This is a genomic window from Pseudozobellia thermophila (assembly GCF_900141855.1).
Classification (GTDB): Bacteria; Bacteroidota; Bacteroidia; order Flavobacteriales; family Flavobacteriaceae; genus Pseudozobellia; species Pseudozobellia thermophila.
Map to the genome: position 1 here is coordinate 69,204 of NZ_FQYU01000010.1, position 14,205 is coordinate 83,408.

A 14,205-nucleotide genomic window follows, 5' to 3' on the forward strand; every position below is an offset into this window, starting at 1 on the left:
TGGCAAGCGCACTCGTCGAGGGCGGCTATGTCTTTAGGTTGACCGTAACCGACGACGAGAACGATACGGCCACCGACGAGGTAAGCGTAACCGTACATCCCCCAACAACAGTCAACCAAGCTCCCGTGGCCAATGCAACGGCCGATAACCTTAACGGCCCGGCACCCCTGGAGGTCAATTTTGATGCCTCCAATTCGACCGACGATTCGGCTGTAAGGGATTATATATGGGATTTTGGAAATGGAGACACTTCCACCGATATAAGCCCCACCTATACGTATACCTCCCCTGGCACCTATCAAGTTTCCTTGACCGTGACGGATGCGGAAAATCTTTCGGACAGCACCGAAATTACCATTACCGTTTCCGAAACCGACCCACCCAACGAAACCCAGGGCGAACCCGAGATTAGGCTTGAGGTAAACCCGGCGCAAAATGGAACCGCCCGGATAGTGCTGATCGACCAATCTTCTTCGACCTACCTCTCGGAAGTACGGTTGCACGACTACTCGGGCCGACTACTCAAGACTTTTGAATTCGGCCATACGGGAGATGAGGATTATGAAATACCGGTGGCTACCTTAAGCAACGGCCTCTATTACCTCGGTTTAAAAACGAACACCGGCGACACGGAAACCCTTCCTTTGGTCATACGGCAATAGGGCGTAACATTTACCAAGGTTTCGCGTCATACCTATAAACCTAGACAGTATGAAAGCCTTGACCTATTCGCGCTATGGGAAACCTTCGGCAATTTTTGAAGTAAAGCATGTCAACACGCCCGAGCCGAGGGAAGACGAACTGCTCGTCAAAGTTTACGCCTCGACCGTAAACAGGACCGACGAAGGTCTGGTCACGGCGCGCTATTTTGTAAGCCGGGTTTTTACCGGTCTTTTCCGTCCGAAAAAACAAATACCGGGTACCGATTTTGCAGGGCGAATTGAAAAAACAGGCGAAAAAGTAAAAAATTTCAAGGTTGGAGATCGCGTTTTTGGATTTAACGATGAAATTCTAAGTTCCCATGCAGAATACTTGGTCATCAAAGAAGATGGGGCCGTACTGCCCATGCCCGAAAATGCAGGGTACAAATCGGCTACCGCTTGTTGCGAAGGCGCCCACTACGCCCTTAATTTCATAAATAAGACAAGCATATCCGCGGGACAAAAAGTACTTGTCAACGGGGCAACAGGAGCCATCGGAACCGCCGTCGTCCAGTTGTTGTACCACAAAGGTGTCGAGGTAACCGCTACCGCGAACACAAAAAATAGGGAATTGGTAAAGACCTTGGGCGCCACTACGGTCATCGATTTTACCAAGGAAGATTTTACCCGACAAACAGTCAAGTACGATTTTATTTTCGACGCCGTGGGCAAAAGTACCTTTTTACGGTGCAAGCCCCTTTTAAAGCCAAGGGGAGTGTATATATCATCTGAACTGGGCCCTTATGGATCCAACCTGTTTTGGGCACTTTTCACCCCGATCATTGGAGGGAAAAAAGTGATATTTCCGGTCCCCGTAAAAGTTAGGGAGAGCCTTCTGACCATCAAAAAGTTAATGGAGAACGACCAGTTCTCCGCAGTCATCGACCGCACCTATTCTTTAGACGATATCATCGAGGCTTATGAATATGTGGCCTTGGGACAAAAAACCGGAAGTGTAGTCATTGAAATGGCCAGCCCATAAAGGGGGCGGGGCTTACCTGAGACGTACACTCAATATATAGTCGTCCGCTGTCATGAACAACCTTGTTTCGGTGGCATCAAAAGCGCAATTTGAGGTTTTCTCGCCCGTGTGGATACGGGCCACGGGTCGGCCTTCCGTAGTAAACACCCAAACCCCGCCAGGACCGGTAGCAAACAGAAAACCCTTACTGTGCATTTTCATGCCGTCGGGAAGCCCTTGTTGGCCCTTTTGGCCTACAAGTTCGGTGACATTGTAAAAGATGCGCTTGTTAACGGCTTTGCCCACATCTAGGATGTCGTATTCGTACCATACGGCATGCTCGGGGTTCGAGACGGCCACATACAACTTCGCACCGTCGGTTGAAAGCGCTACCCCGTTAGGCCTTGAAAGCTTGTCCACCAAAATGGTCTTCCCTTCCTTTGTCAAACAATACAGTCCCTGAAAATCGAGTTCCTTGTTCGGGTCGTCCATCTTTCCGGGAAGTCCGTATGGCGGATCGGTAAAATACAGGTTTCCTTCCTTATCAAAAACCCCATCGTTGGGGCTGTTCAAGCGTTTGCCCTCGTATTGGTCCACCAGTACTTCGTACTCCGCTTTCGGCCCATCCAGCGAACTTTTCATCTTGGCCACCTGCCGATTACCGTGTTGCATCAGTACAAGTTCCCCTTGCGGACTTAACAATAGGCCGTTCGATCCCGGCTCATCGCCATAGTCTTTACCACTGGAGTACCCCGAAGGCCTTAGGTACTCGGATACCTTGCCATCCATATCGATCTTGAAGACCGCATTGTTCGGTATATCCGAAAACAAGAGATACTTTCCCTCGTTTACATACAAAGGGCCCTCCGTCCATTCGAATCCGTTTGCCACTATTTCAATTTCGGCATCGGGGTCCAATACCCTTAGCGCTTCCCCATTCAGTATTTCGATCCTTGCATCTGGTTTTACCTTTTGGGAACTCAGTTGCAAACCACACAACAGGGCTCCCAAACACACCACTAAATTTTTCATAATAAAAAGTTTTAAGAGCTGGCCATAGCGTTTTGATCCGGTGAATAACGACCCGTTTACGGAATCATCCGGTTCAATTCACGACCAGCGAAACAACAAAAATTATGGTCATTGCCGTAGTTCCCAAAACCAAGGTACCTACCGTCTGAACTTGGTTGCCCTGCTTGACATCCATTCCCGTCAACTGGGTCAAGACCCAGAAAAAACTATCATTGGCATGCGAAACCACCGTAGAACCGGCCCCTATGGCCAAAACGGTCATGGTTTTCATAAAAGCATCCTCAAGGCCCAATGCGGGCATCATGGGGGCAACTATGGATGCCGTCGTTATTAGGGCCACCGTAGACGAACCCTGGGTCGTCTTTAGGCATGCGGCCAATAAAAAAGGAAAAAAGAGACCTATCGACAGGCCCGAAAAGCTTTCCGTTATCAAATCGGCGATTCCCGAATTTTGAAGCATTGCCCCAAAAATACCCCCTGCCCCCGTAATCAATATAATGGGAGCGGCTATACGAACGGCATCGCCCAACCAGCCCGTTGCCGAATAGACCTTTTCATCGAGCTTTTCCGGTAACAACAAGGCAAGGGCCACGCCAATCAAAAGAGCGATGACGGGACTGCCCACAAAGGCGATGACGGGATACACGGGCGAAGCGCCCAGCTTCAGCTCAGGATAATCGAAAACCGATTTCAGAACGATCAGCACGATCGGAACGGCAATACACAACAGCGACAACCTTAGTTTAGGTTTGTGCAAGGCATCGGACGCGGTTTCCATATGGATGGGAACATGTACCCGCGCCGCAATTTTGGTCGCAAAGAAATAACAACTGACCAATGACAGCGAGCTTATGATCAACCCCCAGAGAATAACGCTTCCCAAATCGGCGTTCAAAATTCCGGCCGCCGCAATAGGACCAGGGGTGGGCGGCACCATGACATGGGTAGCGGTCAAGCCCAGGGCCAGGGCGGCCGTAGTGCCGGCGTACGATACCTTGGCCTTATCGGACAAGGCCTTGTTCAATGAGTTCATAATGATAAAGGCACTATCGGCAAAGACGGGAATCGACAACAAGTAGCCCGTGAGCATCATGGCCAAATGAATGGATTTCTCCCCGATCAATTTGATCATACGATTGGCTATCACCATGGCTCCACCTGACTTTTCGAGGATGGTACCGATGGCCACCCCGAAAAAAATTATGAGGCCGATCTTCCCCATAATACTCCCAAAGCCATCGTTTATGCTGGAAATGATCAACTCCACGTCCATCCCGGTTATAAATCCATAACCGACAGCCGACAATAAGAGGACAAAGAAGGGATGGATTTTTAACCGGACAATACCGACCACAATAAAGGCCAAGGCCAAAACAAGCGCTACTACGTAAATCATATCTTAAGTTGAGTTTGCCATTATTTGATAGTAGGGGCTATGCCAAAATCACCAAACCCCTACCCTCGTTAGTTCCGTCGAACCCCTACCACTCCGCAAAGCTGCCGTCTTCACTTCTCCAAATCGGATTGTTCCAATCATGCCCTAAGCTTGCCCCTTCCTTCAATTTTTCCTCATTGAGCACTACCCCGAGGCCCGGTTTGTCCCATAATTCGATATAGCCATCCTTCAGGTCAAAAATCTCAGGGTTTTCCATATAATCCAACAGGTCAAACCCTTGGTTGTAATGGATGCCCAAACTGCTTTCTTGGATAACGGCGTTGATCGACGTAAAATCGACATGGAGGCACGAGGCCAGCGCCACCGGCCCTAGGGGACAATGGGGTGCCAGGGCCACATCATAGGCCTCTGCCATGGAGGCGATCCGCCGCACTTCCGAAATTCCGCCGGCATGGCTCAGATCGGGCTGAATAATATCAACGGTGCCCTTATGGAGCAGCTCCTTAAAGTCCCATCGCGAGAACATGCGTTCGCCTGTGGCTATAGGGATGGAAGTATAGGGATAAATGTGGTCCAAGGCCTCGTTATTGCTGCTTAGAACCGGTTCTTCGATGAACATAGGACGGTAGGGCGCCACCTCGTCGATGAGTCTTTTTACCATACCCTTATGGATACGTCCGTGAAAATCGAGGCCGATGTCCAAGGCATCGCCGAATTCTTCCCGAAGCCTTTTTATATTGTTTGCGACCGTTTTCGTTTTTTCGAGGGAATCTATCCAGGCGAATGCCCCGGTGGCATTCATTTTTACGGCCTTGTACCCTTGGGAAACTTTTTCCCGTGCCTGTTCGAGCACCACTTCGGGGTCGTCTCCGCCGATCCAGCAGTACATTTTCATTTTTTTGCGTACCGGCCCGCCCAAGAGTTCATAGACCGGGACGTTCAAATATTTTCCCTTAAGGTCCCAAAGGGCCTGGTCGATACCGGAAAGTGCACTCATCAAAATGGGCCCTCCCCTATAAAAGCCGCCGGCATAAAGGGTCTGCCAAATATCCTCTATATCGTTTGCGGAACGGCCGATAACGAATTTTGAGAGTTCGCGGACACAGGCCTCAACGGTCGATGCCTTACCCTCAACTACCGGTTCGCCCCAACCGACGAGTCCGTTTTTGGTTGTAATTTTTAGAAATAGCCACCTGGGCGGAACCTTGAAAAGTTCAATTTTTTCGATCAACAGGTCGTTCATTGAAGTATAGTAGTTTTTCATTTCCACGGGATACTGGCATCCTGTGGAAAAGCACAAGTTGGTTTCCCCTAAAGTAAGGAATAATTTTGAAGTGTAAGAATTACAACTACTTACCCTTGGAACAAATCGGAAAATGGCCGGGCCATAGACCGGCAGATGTGCATTCGGCCCTAGACGGGCTCACCGTAAAGGTCGAAATCCGCCGCCTCAAAAATGCGTATGTCGGCAAAATCGCCCTGTTTTAAGTAGTGTTTGGTAGCATCGATCAGCACCTCATTGTCTACATCGGGCGAATCGAACTCGGTACGGCCGACAAAGTAATTGCCCTCTTTTCTATCGATCATGCAACGAAAGGTCTTGCCGATCTTTTCTTGGTTGAGCTCCCATGAAATTTGCGATTGCAGTTCCATGATCTCATTGGCCCGTTCTTGCTTCACCGCTTCGGGCACATCGTCTACCAAGGAATAGGCATGGGTATTTTCTTCATGGCTGTAGGTAAAGCAGCCCAAGCGCTCAAAGCGCATATCGGCCACCCACTGTTTCAAGGTCTGAAAGTCCTCCTCTGTTTCGCCCGGATAGCCCACGATAAGGGTAGTCCTAATGGTCATTCCGGGTACGGCCGCCCTGAACTGCTTTAACAAGTTGGTGGTCTTCTCCTGTGTAGTTCCCCTTCGCATGCTCTTTAAGATCCGGTCGGAAATATGCTGCAAGGGGATATCGAGGTAATTACAGATCTTTGGCTCCCTTTTCATCACATCGAGGACATCCATCGGAAAGCCCGTTGGAAAGGCGTAGTGGAGCCTTATCCATTCGATTCCCTCGACCTTGGCCAAGTTCTCGAGTAATTCGGCCAAGTTCCTTTTTTTGTAAAGGTCGAGTCCGTAGTAAGTAAGGTCTTGCGCGATCAAGATCAACTCCTTTACCCCTTTGGCGGCCAATTTTTCGGCCTCCGTAACCAGTTCCTCGATCGGTGTACTTTTGTGCTTGCCCCGCATCAAGGGTATGGCACAAAAGGAACAGGGGCGGTCACAGCCCTCGGCGATCTTTAGATAGGCATAGTTCTTGGGCGTAGTGGTCAGGCGCTCGCCGATCAGTTCGTGCTTGTAGTCGGCCCCTAGGGCCTTCAATAGATTGGGCAGTTCACTGGTGCCAAAATATTCGTCGACATTTGGGATCTCTTTTTGAAGGTCGGGCTTGTAGCGTTCGCTCAGGCAGCCGGTCACAAACACCTTGTCGACCTCCCCGGCCTCCTTCTTTTGAACGTATTCCAATATCGTATTTACGCTCTCTTCCTTGGCATTGGCGATAAATCCGCAGGTATTGATTACCACCACGTTGCCTTCTTCCTCATGAACGACCTCTTTGTCATTGGCCCGAAGCTGCCCCATGAGCACCTCCGAATCGTAAAGGTTCTTTGAGCAACCCAAGGTTACCACATTGATCCGGTTTGTCTTAAGCGATTTTGTGCGCATTTGATATAATTGGGATGCAAAAATACGACTTGAACGGAGTATCGAGGCACAAATAAGACGATTTCTTGGTTTTTAGGGTCCAACTTAAAAAAGAAAGGGCTTTTGCCATAAGGGCCAGAACGGAAAGAGGGCCTTGACCGTGACCTGAAAGGCAGTCGGGCCGACACGAATCCCAAAATTTATTTCAACGGACCAATTGAAGCCTAGGAACTGCACCCCTCGCAGGTTCCCGTCAAGAACAATTGCACCTGCTGAATGCGTTTATTGGGCAATTCGGGAATCGCTATCTCGCACGAAACACATTCTACCTTGCCACAACTCGTGCATTGAAAGTGGGGATGGATGTCAGAATGATGGCCGCTGGTACAATTATGGCACTTGGCATAATGCTTCAAGCCATTGCCGCCCAAAAAGGAGTGGACCCTCCCCTCATCTTCCAGTCTGTCCAGAATGCGATAGATGGTCGACTTGTTCATTTGTCCCTTAAATTTTTCCACCAACTCCACGACTCCGACCGCCCCGTCCATTTGACGAAAAAAGTCGGTGACCAAACTCACGGATTTTGTATTCCTGACAATTCCCATGGCACAAAATTAATGCAATATGGTTGCAATAACAACTTAATATTTTATTTTTGCAACTCAGTCGCAATAAAACGATACTATGAATGCTCTTTTAAAGAAACCGGATACCTTGGGCGCATGGGCCGGCAGCTTGTGCCTGGTGCATTGTGTGGCCACCCCTTTTCTTTTTCTGGCCCAGGCATGTTCCGGCTGTGATCATGCCGCACCGGACTGGTGGAAGCAAATCGATTCCTTTTTTTTGGTACTGTCTTTTTGGGCCGTATACCGGTCTACCAAAACCACCCGTTTGAATTTTATCAAACCCGCCATGTGGGCAGGGTGGGCCACCTTGACCCTTCTCTTGGTGAACGAAAAGCTCGAAGCCTTTCCATTACCGGAGGCAATGACCTATCTCTCGGCCTTTGTCTTGGTAGGCCTCCATCTCTACAATAAAAAATACTGTACCTGTAAAACCGATAGTTGTTGTGCGAAAAATAGATAAGGAAACAGTTGAAATCGTTGGTGACAACCACATTTCGACAAGCGTCGAAACACCGATCCTTAAAAATGCCTTCGAGAAATCGGACGATCAAAAAATAGAGCGTATCCAACATCTTTTTGGAGAGATCATGAAGGAACTCGGACTCGATCTAAACGACGATAGCCTATCGGGCACGCCGTACCGCTTTGCCAAAATGTACGTAAAGGAGCTTTTTTACGGGCTCAACCCCAAAAACAAGCCAAGGTTGTCCGTTTTTGAGAACAAATACCGTTACCAAAAAATGTTGGTAGAGCAAAACATTACCATCGATTCCTCTTGCGAGCATCATTTTTTACCGATTACAGGCCACGCCCACATTGCCTACATCCCCAAGAACAAGGTCATAGGGCTCTCAAAAATCAATAGGTTGGTCGACTATTACGCCCACCGCCCGCAGGTACAGGAAAGGTTGTCGTTGCAGATATTAAGGGACCTACAGCACATTCTTGAAACCGACGATGTTATCGTTATGATTTCGGCCAAGCATCTTTGTGTCTCTTCCCGGGGGATAAAGGACAAGGACAGCTTTACCACGACCTTGGAGTATGGGGGCTGCTTTAACCAAGCTACCAAACGGAACGAATTCTTAAAACTGATCGACCATGTTTAGATTATTCGTCGATCCAAATAAAAATAGGGAGTATTTCATTAATTTGCCCATAACCATTTAGTTGAGCGAACATGGTCGAAATTCGGAACCTATCCTTTCAATACGCAAGCCACACCCCGGTTCTTCGGTTTCCCGACATCCACCTAAAAGAAAAGGAGCGGCTGCTTATCCTTGGGCGATCAGGCGTAGGCAAAACCACCTTATTGCACCTCATGGCCGGCTTGCTTACCCCCAAGGAAGGCCTGGTAAAGATCGGGGACGTCGATATCAACACCTTGTCCGACCGGGCCTTGGACAGATTCAGGGGCCGGCATATCGGCATGGTCTTCCAGAACAACCACGCCCTCCGCTCGCTGACCGTTCTCGAAAACATAAAGGCCCGCCTCTTTTTTTCCGGAAAGTCCATGGTTGACAAGGACATCGAGACCTTATTGGGTCAGCTACAGATCGGCGATTGCAAAAACCAAAAAATCAACGAATTGAGCGTAGGGCAATTGCAACGCCTGGGCATTGCCATGGCCTTTGTGCACCGACCGCGCCTGTTATTGGCCGATGAACCTACCTCTAGCCTGGACGATCTAAACTGTGCCACCGTATTACAGCTGCTAAAACAGCAAGCCGAGAAGAACAAGGCCAACCTCGTTGTCATTACGCACGACAAGCGTATCAAATCCGCATTTAAAAATGTGATTACGCTATGAACATCTGGAAAATAAGTCTTAAGAACCTCCTTCACAGGCCCCTTTATGCCGTTTTGGCCATAGTTTCCCTATCGATCAGTATCGGACTTCTCTTAGGCATACAACAGTTGGACGGGTCGATCCGGAACCAATTTGAGAACGGACTTGGGAATGTAGAACTGGTCGTGGGCGCGAAGGGCAGCCCCTTGCAATTGGTTCTTTCCTCCGTGCTTCATATAGACCAGCCCACAGGGAACATCCCCTATCCCGAAGTGGAAAGGTTGGCCAAGAACCCTTTGGTAAAGGCTGCGGTGCCCATTTCGTACGGTGATAATTACAAGGGGTATCGCATTGTGGGGTCTACCCCCGGTTTTGCCACCTTGTACGGGGCCGAACTTTTGGAGGGAAGGGCGGTAAAAGAGGCCATGGAAGTTATAATCGGCAATGAGGTGGCCCAAGAATTGGGCCTGCGATTGGGAGATACCTTCTTAAGTTCGCACGGCTTTGCGGAAAATGCCCTCGAAGAGCACGACCAAGCCTTTACGGTAGTAGGCATCTACAAGCCCACCTATAAGGTCATCGATAGGCTTATCTGTTCGAACCTAAAGAGCATTTGGGACGTGCACGACCATGGCAAGGGTAATGAGGAAGCACGGGACCGCGAAGAAAATGGGCATCACCCAGAAGGGCACGATGAAAGCCACGAAACCCACGCCCATGTCCCGGAAGACCCAATGCACGGACATGAATTGGAGGACAAGGAGGTAACGTCCATCCTATTGACATTTAGAAACCCGATGGGGTTATTGACCTTGCCCAGAACGATCAACAAAGACACCAACCTGCAGGCCGCCCTCCCCAAATACGAATTGGAAAGGCTGTTTCGGTTTACGGGAATCGGGGTCAAGGCCATTTCGTGGATCGCCTATATCATCCTGGTCATTTCGTGCATGACCATTTTTATCGGCCTTTATAAAATGGTCAGGGAACGCGCCTTTGACCTGGCCCTAATGCGTACCTATGGCGCCGGTAATTTTCAGCTAGCCTGTATTGTAGGTTTCGAAGGACTCCTAATGGTTCTCGCATCGGTCGTTTTGGGCCTAATCTTTTCCCAGGTCGGCCTGCAATTGCTCCTATCCCTTTTTAAATCGCAAATTCAACAAGGAATTGCCCTGGTCTTTTCCGCCGAGCAGACCATACGGACCCTTTTGGTCGTTTTTAGCATATCCGTTTTATCGGTTCTGATGGCTCTATTACCCCTGTTGCGTATGAATATATCAAAAGTTTTAAGCGATGAAAAATAGACTGTTTTTTCTGTTATTGATGCTTTTTTCAATACGTGCAATGGCGCAGGTAGACCTGACCTGGAAAGACTTGGCCAATATAAGTTATACGGAAAAGTATTTTGCCGCCTACGACTCCAATTTTCTTTATCCCCGGTTTAGTGACGAAATTTCCAATTTGGAAGGGAAGGAAGTTTCGATCTCGGGTTATTTTTTGGATATGGACCCCAATGGCCAGCTCTTCATTTTGTCAAAAAACCCTTTGGCCTCTTGCTTCTTCTGTGGAAACGGAGGGCCCGAGACCGCGGTCGAACTACAGTTCAAAACAAGGCCCGACTTTAAGACGGACGACATTGTACTGATTACCGGCAAGCTAAAGCTCAACAAGGACGATGTAGAACATTTTAATTATATACTAACCGATTGTTCCGGTTTCCGAATCAAATAAAACATCAAAGCACCATTAAACCCGACCAAATGAACAGAAGAAATTTTTTCAGAAACACTTCCATTGGAGCCCTTGGTACCGCCGTACTGACACCTTTCAACTCCTTTGGGGCCATAGAAACGGCAAGGGCCTTCAAAAACAAAAAGGCCAAAAACATCATCCTATTGGTAAGCGATGGTATGAGTATCGGCACCTTGAACATGGCCGATCTATACCTCTCCCGCAAAAAGGGCAGGGGCAGTGCCTGGCTCGATCTCTACAGGGAAGATAAGGTTAAAAGGGCCCTTATGGACACCGCCTCGGCAAGTTCGATCGTCACTGATTCGGCCGCCGCAAGTTCTTCATGGGGCGGTGGACATAGGGTGCCCAACGGCAGGTTGAACATAGACGCGAACGGACAGGAACACCAACCCATTTGGCAGAAGTTCAAGGCAGTGGGCAAAAAGGCGGGTTGTGTAACCACGGTACCCATAACCCATGCCACCCCGGCCGGTTTTTGCGTTGCCCAAAAATCAAGGAACGACCAAGAATCCATAGCCGAAAAATACCAGTCCCTCGGTTTTGACGTAATGATGGGCGGAGGAAACGAATACTTTGCCGCTGAAAAAAGAAAGGACGGCCAAGACCTGTACCAAGGATACAGGCAAAAAGGGTATCAGGTGGTTCAAGACCGGAAGCAAATGTTGTCCGCCACATCCGACAAGCCGATTCTGGGCGTCTTTACGGATAGCGGGCTTCCGTACACCAAGGACAGGGACAGCGACAGGGAGCTTTCACAATCCGTGCCCACCTTGGCCGAAATGACCCAAAAGGCCATCGAATGCCTCAAGGGTCCTACCAACGGATTTGTGCTACAGGTGGAAGCCGGAAAGGTAGACTGGGCCGCCCATGCCAATGATATAGCCGGTCTTTTGTACGACCAAATCGCCTTTGACGAGGCGGTTAAGTGTGCGATGGACTTTGCCGAAAAAGACGGCGAAACCCTGGTCATCATAACCACCGATCACGGAAATGCCAATCCCGGCCTTATATACGGCACAAGTGCGAATGCCAACTTTGACTCGATTCAATCGTATAAACACACCAATGCGTGGATTTTGAACGGACTGGGCAGGGAGTCATCGATAAAGACCGTCAGGGAGCGTATAGCATACGCCAACGGATTCGCTCCCGATGAGGAGGAGGCCCAATTGATTTTGTCCTATTACCGGAACCTGGAAGCCGAGAATGGATGGTACAATCCCAAAAAGCTGCCCTTTAAGCCCTTATCCGAAATTCAAAAGAAGCACAATTCGGTGGGCTGGATAAGCATGCAGCACTCGGCAGACTATGTAGAATTGGCCATGTACGGCCCTGGAAGCGAATACCTAAAGCCCTTTGTCAAAAATACGGACCTGCATTATCTCATGCTGAAGGCCGCGGAGGTCGAAAACCAGTTTTAAAAAGGCTTAGGAAGGGCGTGAGGCCCTTTGCCCGCCGTAGCGCGACACCGATATTCGGGTCGATCAGGGGGTAAAGTAGGGCGATGGCCGTAAGGCGGTTATCCAAAGAAAGAATCGACGAACTCGTGTTTGTTAAATACCTGAAGGTCTTCGATTCCCTCGCCCACTCCAATGTACTTTACGGGTATCTGAAACTGGTCCGAGATGCCGATGACCACCCCGCCCTTGGCGGTCCCGTCCAATTTGGTAATGGCCAGGGAGGTAACTTCGGTGGCCTTGGTAAATTGCTTGGCCTGCTCAAAGGCATTTTGGCCGGTAGACCCGTCCAAGACCAACAGCACATCGTGCGGGGTATCTTCGACCACTTTCCGCATTACCCTTTTTACCTTGGTCAGCTCGTTCATCAGGTTGACCTTGTTGTGAAGGCGTCCGGCCGTATCGATGATCACCACATCGGCCCCTTGTTTAACGGCGGAACTAAGGGTATCAAAGGCCACGGATGCAGGGTCGCTGCCCATTTTTTGCTTGACAATGGGCACATCGACGCGGTCGGCCCATACCTGTAATTGGTCAATCGCCGCCGCCCTGAAGGTATCGGCCGCACCCAAAACCACCTTAAGCCCCTGTTTTTTATACTGATGGGCCAACTTGCCAATGGTCGTGGTCTTGCCCACACCATTAACGCCCACCACCATGATCACATACGGTTTTTTGTCTACCGGGACGGTAAAATCGGTTTCCTCGCCAACATTGGTTTCCGACAAGAGTCCGGCAATTTCCTCACGAAGGATAACATTAAGTTCATCGGTACCCAAATATTTATCCCTTGCCACCCGGGCCTCTATGCGTTCGATGATCTTTAAGGTCGTATTTACCCCAACATCGGAGGTGACCAAAACCTCTTCCAGATTGTCGAGCACATCGTCATCGACCTTCGATTTTCCTACAACAGCCTTTCCCAACTTTGAGAAAAAGGAAGTTTTGGTCTTTTCGAGTCCCTTGTCCAAGGTTTCCTTCTTTTTTGAAGAGAATATGTTTTTGAATAAGCTCATGGTGTTCTTTAATTGAATAGGTGTAAATATAAGAAAGTAAGTGCCAAGTTCATAAAGACTTGGCAACTGGTCTTGTCAAGCTTTTGGCATAAAAAAAGCCCCTTTCTTTCGAAAGAGGCTTTATATTTTATCAAAAAGCTTACTTCTTGGCCAACCACTCATTGACCACTTCAGGAGCCATAACGGACTCTACAAACGTATAAGCACCGCTTTTGGGCGATTTTACCATTTTAATGGCCTTGGTCAATCGTTTTGAACTTGTTTGTAAACTTGCTACCGTCTTCTTTGCCATGACTAATATCTTTTATAGCTTTTTTCTTCGAAAAAGCGTTTTACTTAATTTCTTTGTGAACCGTCATTCTCTTAAGAATGGGGTTGAATTTCTTGATTTCCATCCTTTCAGGGGTATTCTTTTTGTTCTTGGTAGTGATATACCTTGAAGTACCCGGCATACCGGAGTCTTTATGCTCCGTACACTCTAAAATAACCTGAATCCTATTTCCTTTCTTTGCCATTGTAGTCTAGCTTACTTATTTTACCAACCCTTGTGCCCTGGCCTCTTTCAAAACAGCCGAAACACCTTTCTTATTGATTATCTTCAACGCTTTTGCAGAAACCTTCAGCGTAACCCAACGATCCTCTTCGGGAATGTAAAAACGCTTCTTAGATAAATTAACGTTGAACCTTCTTTTGGTCTTGTTGATGGAAAACGAAACGTTGTTTCCGAACATCGCCCTCTTACCCGTAATTTCACAAACTTTTGACATTGCGCTGATTTTTC

General features: G+C 48.7%; 17 protein-coding genes. 8 read left to right on the forward strand and 9 right to left on the reverse strand.

Annotation, left to right across the window (positions count from 1 at the left end; all coding sequences use genetic code 11):
* Positions 1 to 662 (forward strand): PKD domain-containing protein (locus BUB37_RS21700; protein WP_170863189.1); only part of this gene is annotated, 662 nt, incomplete at its 5' end.
* Between the two features lie 49 nt (positions 663 to 711).
* Positions 712 to 1,683 (forward strand): NAD(P)-dependent alcohol dehydrogenase, encoded by a 972-nt coding sequence (locus tag BUB37_RS18130; RefSeq protein ID WP_072995247.1) that lies wholly within the window; start codon positions 712 to 714, stop codon positions 1,681 to 1,683.
* Between the two features lie 12 nt (positions 1,684 to 1,695).
* On the opposite strand, the gene BUB37_RS18135 is transcribed toward BUB37_RS18130, so the two are convergent.
* From BUB37_RS18135 to BUB37_RS18155, 5 genes are all read right to left on the reverse strand, one after another.
* Positions 1,696 to 2,694 carry an SMP-30/gluconolactonase/LRE family protein gene (locus BUB37_RS18135; RefSeq protein WP_094766791.1) on the reverse strand — a complete coding sequence of 333 codons (999 nt, stop codon included), beginning with the start codon at positions 2,692 to 2,694 and terminating at the stop codon, positions 1,696 to 1,698.
* Positions 2,695 to 2,767: 73 nt separating this feature from the next.
* A complete protein-coding gene (locus tag BUB37_RS18140; protein ID WP_072995248.1) occupies positions 2,768 to 4,090 on the reverse strand; it encodes a GntP family permease in 1,323 nt (440 codons plus the stop codon).
* 85 nt (positions 4,091 to 4,175) lie between these two features.
* Positions 4,176 to 5,354, reverse strand: coding sequence for a galactonate dehydratase (gene dgoD / locus BUB37_RS18145; protein ID WP_244526886.1), 1,179 nt, complete (start codon positions 5,352 to 5,354; stop codon positions 4,176 to 4,178).
* A gap of 149 nt (positions 5,355 to 5,503) precedes the next feature.
* Positions 5,504 to 6,805 (reverse strand): 30S ribosomal protein S12 methylthiotransferase RimO, encoded by a 1,302-nt coding sequence (gene rimO, locus BUB37_RS18150; protein WP_072995249.1) that lies wholly within the window; start codon positions 6,803 to 6,805, stop codon positions 5,504 to 5,506.
* Between the two features lie 203 nt (positions 6,806 to 7,008).
* Positions 7,009 to 7,362 (reverse strand): Fur family transcriptional regulator, encoded by a 354-nt coding sequence (locus BUB37_RS18155; protein WP_244526891.1) that lies wholly within the window; start codon positions 7,360 to 7,362, stop codon positions 7,009 to 7,011.
* Between the two features lie 106 nt (positions 7,363 to 7,468).
* On the opposite strand from BUB37_RS18155, the gene BUB37_RS18160 reads away from it, so the two are divergent.
* The 6 genes from BUB37_RS18160 to BUB37_RS18185 all read left to right on the forward strand — a co-directional run bounded on the left by BUB37_RS18160 (position 7,469) and on the right by BUB37_RS18185 (position 12,372).
* Positions 7,469 to 7,870: a MerC domain-containing protein gene (locus tag BUB37_RS18160; RefSeq protein ID WP_072995251.1), complete on the forward strand. Its 402-nt coding sequence runs from the start codon at positions 7,469 to 7,471 to the stop codon at positions 7,868 to 7,870.
* Entirely contained in the window at positions 7,863 to 8,519 is a 657-nt protein-coding gene (gene folE, locus BUB37_RS18165; RefSeq protein ID WP_072995296.1) for a GTP cyclohydrolase I FolE, read from the forward strand. The genes BUB37_RS18160 and folE overlap by 8 nt, the downstream gene beginning before the upstream one ends.
* A gap of 71 nt (positions 8,520 to 8,590) precedes the next feature.
* A complete protein-coding gene (locus BUB37_RS18170; protein ID WP_072995252.1) occupies positions 8,591 to 9,220 on the forward strand; it encodes an ABC transporter ATP-binding protein in 630 nt (209 codons plus the stop codon).
* The gene (locus BUB37_RS18175) at positions 9,217 to 10,503 is read left to right on the forward strand and encodes an ABC transporter permease (RefSeq protein WP_072995253.1); all 1,287 of its coding nucleotides are present in this window, start codon (positions 9,217 to 9,219) and stop codon (positions 10,501 to 10,503) included. Before BUB37_RS18170 ends, BUB37_RS18175 begins: the two co-directional genes overlap by 4 nt.
* Positions 10,493 to 10,930 (forward strand): hypothetical protein, encoded by a 438-nt coding sequence (locus BUB37_RS18180; protein WP_072995254.1) that lies wholly within the window; start codon positions 10,493 to 10,495, stop codon positions 10,928 to 10,930. The genes BUB37_RS18175 and BUB37_RS18180 overlap by 11 nt, the downstream gene beginning before the upstream one ends.
* 29 nt (positions 10,931 to 10,959) lie before the next feature.
* Entirely contained in the window at positions 10,960 to 12,372 is a 1,413-nt protein-coding gene (locus BUB37_RS18185; RefSeq protein WP_072995297.1) for an alkaline phosphatase, read from the forward strand.
* Between the two features lie 98 nt (positions 12,373 to 12,470).
* On the opposite strand, the gene ftsY is transcribed toward BUB37_RS18185, so the two are convergent.
* The 4 genes from ftsY to rpmB all read right to left on the reverse strand — a co-directional run bounded on the left by ftsY (position 12,471) and on the right by rpmB (position 14,191).
* Positions 12,471 to 13,424, reverse strand: coding sequence for a signal recognition particle-docking protein FtsY (gene ftsY, locus BUB37_RS18190; protein WP_072995255.1), 954 nt, complete (start codon positions 13,422 to 13,424; stop codon positions 12,471 to 12,473).
* A 139-nt stretch (positions 13,425 to 13,563) separates the two neighbouring features.
* Positions 13,564 to 13,716 (reverse strand): DUF4295 domain-containing protein, encoded by a 153-nt coding sequence (locus BUB37_RS18195; protein ID WP_072995256.1) that lies wholly within the window; start codon positions 13,714 to 13,716, stop codon positions 13,564 to 13,566.
* Between the two features lie 40 nt (positions 13,717 to 13,756).
* Entirely contained in the window at positions 13,757 to 13,939 is a 183-nt protein-coding gene (gene rpmG / locus BUB37_RS18200) for a 50S ribosomal protein L33 (protein ID WP_072995257.1), read from the reverse strand.
* A gap of 15 nt (positions 13,940 to 13,954) precedes the next feature.
* Positions 13,955 to 14,191 carry a 50S ribosomal protein L28 gene (rpmB, locus tag BUB37_RS18205; RefSeq protein WP_072995258.1) on the reverse strand — a complete coding sequence of 79 codons (237 nt, stop codon included), beginning with the start codon at positions 14,189 to 14,191 and terminating at the stop codon, positions 13,955 to 13,957.
* Positions 14,192 to 14,205 lie beyond the last annotated feature (14 nt).

What these genes read in the sequence shown, in the direction of transcription:
- BUB37_RS18130 (WP_072995247.1), top strand. Translation starts at nt 712, where the DNA reads ATGAAAGCCTTGACCTATTCGCGCTATGGGAAACCTTCGGCAATTTTT.
- BUB37_RS18135 (WP_094766791.1), bottom strand. Translation starts at nt 2,694, where the DNA reads ATGAAAAATTTAGTGGTGTGTTTGGGAGCCCTGTTGTGTGGTTTGCAA.
- BUB37_RS18140 (WP_072995248.1), bottom strand. Translation starts at nt 4,090, where the DNA reads ATGATTTACGTAGTAGCGCTTGTTTTGGCCTTGGCCTTTATTGTGGTC.
- dgoD (WP_244526886.1), bottom strand. Translation starts at nt 5,354, where the DNA reads ATGAAAAACTACTATACTTCAATGAACGACCTGTTGATCGAAAAAATT.
- rimO (WP_072995249.1), bottom strand. Translation starts at nt 6,805, where the DNA reads ATGCGCACAAAATCGCTTAAGACAAACCGGATCAATGTGGTAACCTTG.
- BUB37_RS18160 (WP_072995251.1), top strand. Translation starts at nt 7,469, where the DNA reads ATGAATGCTCTTTTAAAGAAACCGGATACCTTGGGCGCATGGGCCGGC.
- BUB37_RS18170 (WP_072995252.1), top strand. Translation starts at nt 8,591, where the DNA reads ATGGTCGAAATTCGGAACCTATCCTTTCAATACGCAAGCCACACCCCG.
- BUB37_RS18175 (WP_072995253.1), top strand. Translation starts at nt 9,217, where the DNA reads ATGAACATCTGGAAAATAAGTCTTAAGAACCTCCTTCACAGGCCCCTT.
- BUB37_RS18180 (WP_072995254.1), top strand. Translation starts at nt 10,493, where the DNA reads ATGAAAAATAGACTGTTTTTTCTGTTATTGATGCTTTTTTCAATACGT.
- BUB37_RS18185 (WP_072995297.1), top strand. Translation starts at nt 10,960, where the DNA reads ATGAACAGAAGAAATTTTTTCAGAAACACTTCCATTGGAGCCCTTGGT.
- ftsY (WP_072995255.1), bottom strand. Translation starts at nt 13,424, where the DNA reads ATGAGCTTATTCAAAAACATATTCTCTTCAAAAAAGAAGGAAACCTTG.
- BUB37_RS18195 (WP_072995256.1), bottom strand. Translation starts at nt 13,716, where the DNA reads ATGGCAAAGAAGACGGTAGCAAGTTTACAAACAAGTTCAAAACGATTG.
- rpmG (WP_072995257.1), bottom strand. Translation starts at nt 13,939, where the DNA reads ATGGCAAAGAAAGGAAATAGGATTCAGGTTATTTTAGAGTGTACGGAG.
- rpmB (WP_072995258.1), bottom strand. Translation starts at nt 14,191, where the DNA reads ATGTCAAAAGTTTGTGAAATTACGGGTAAGAGGGCGATGTTCGGAAAC.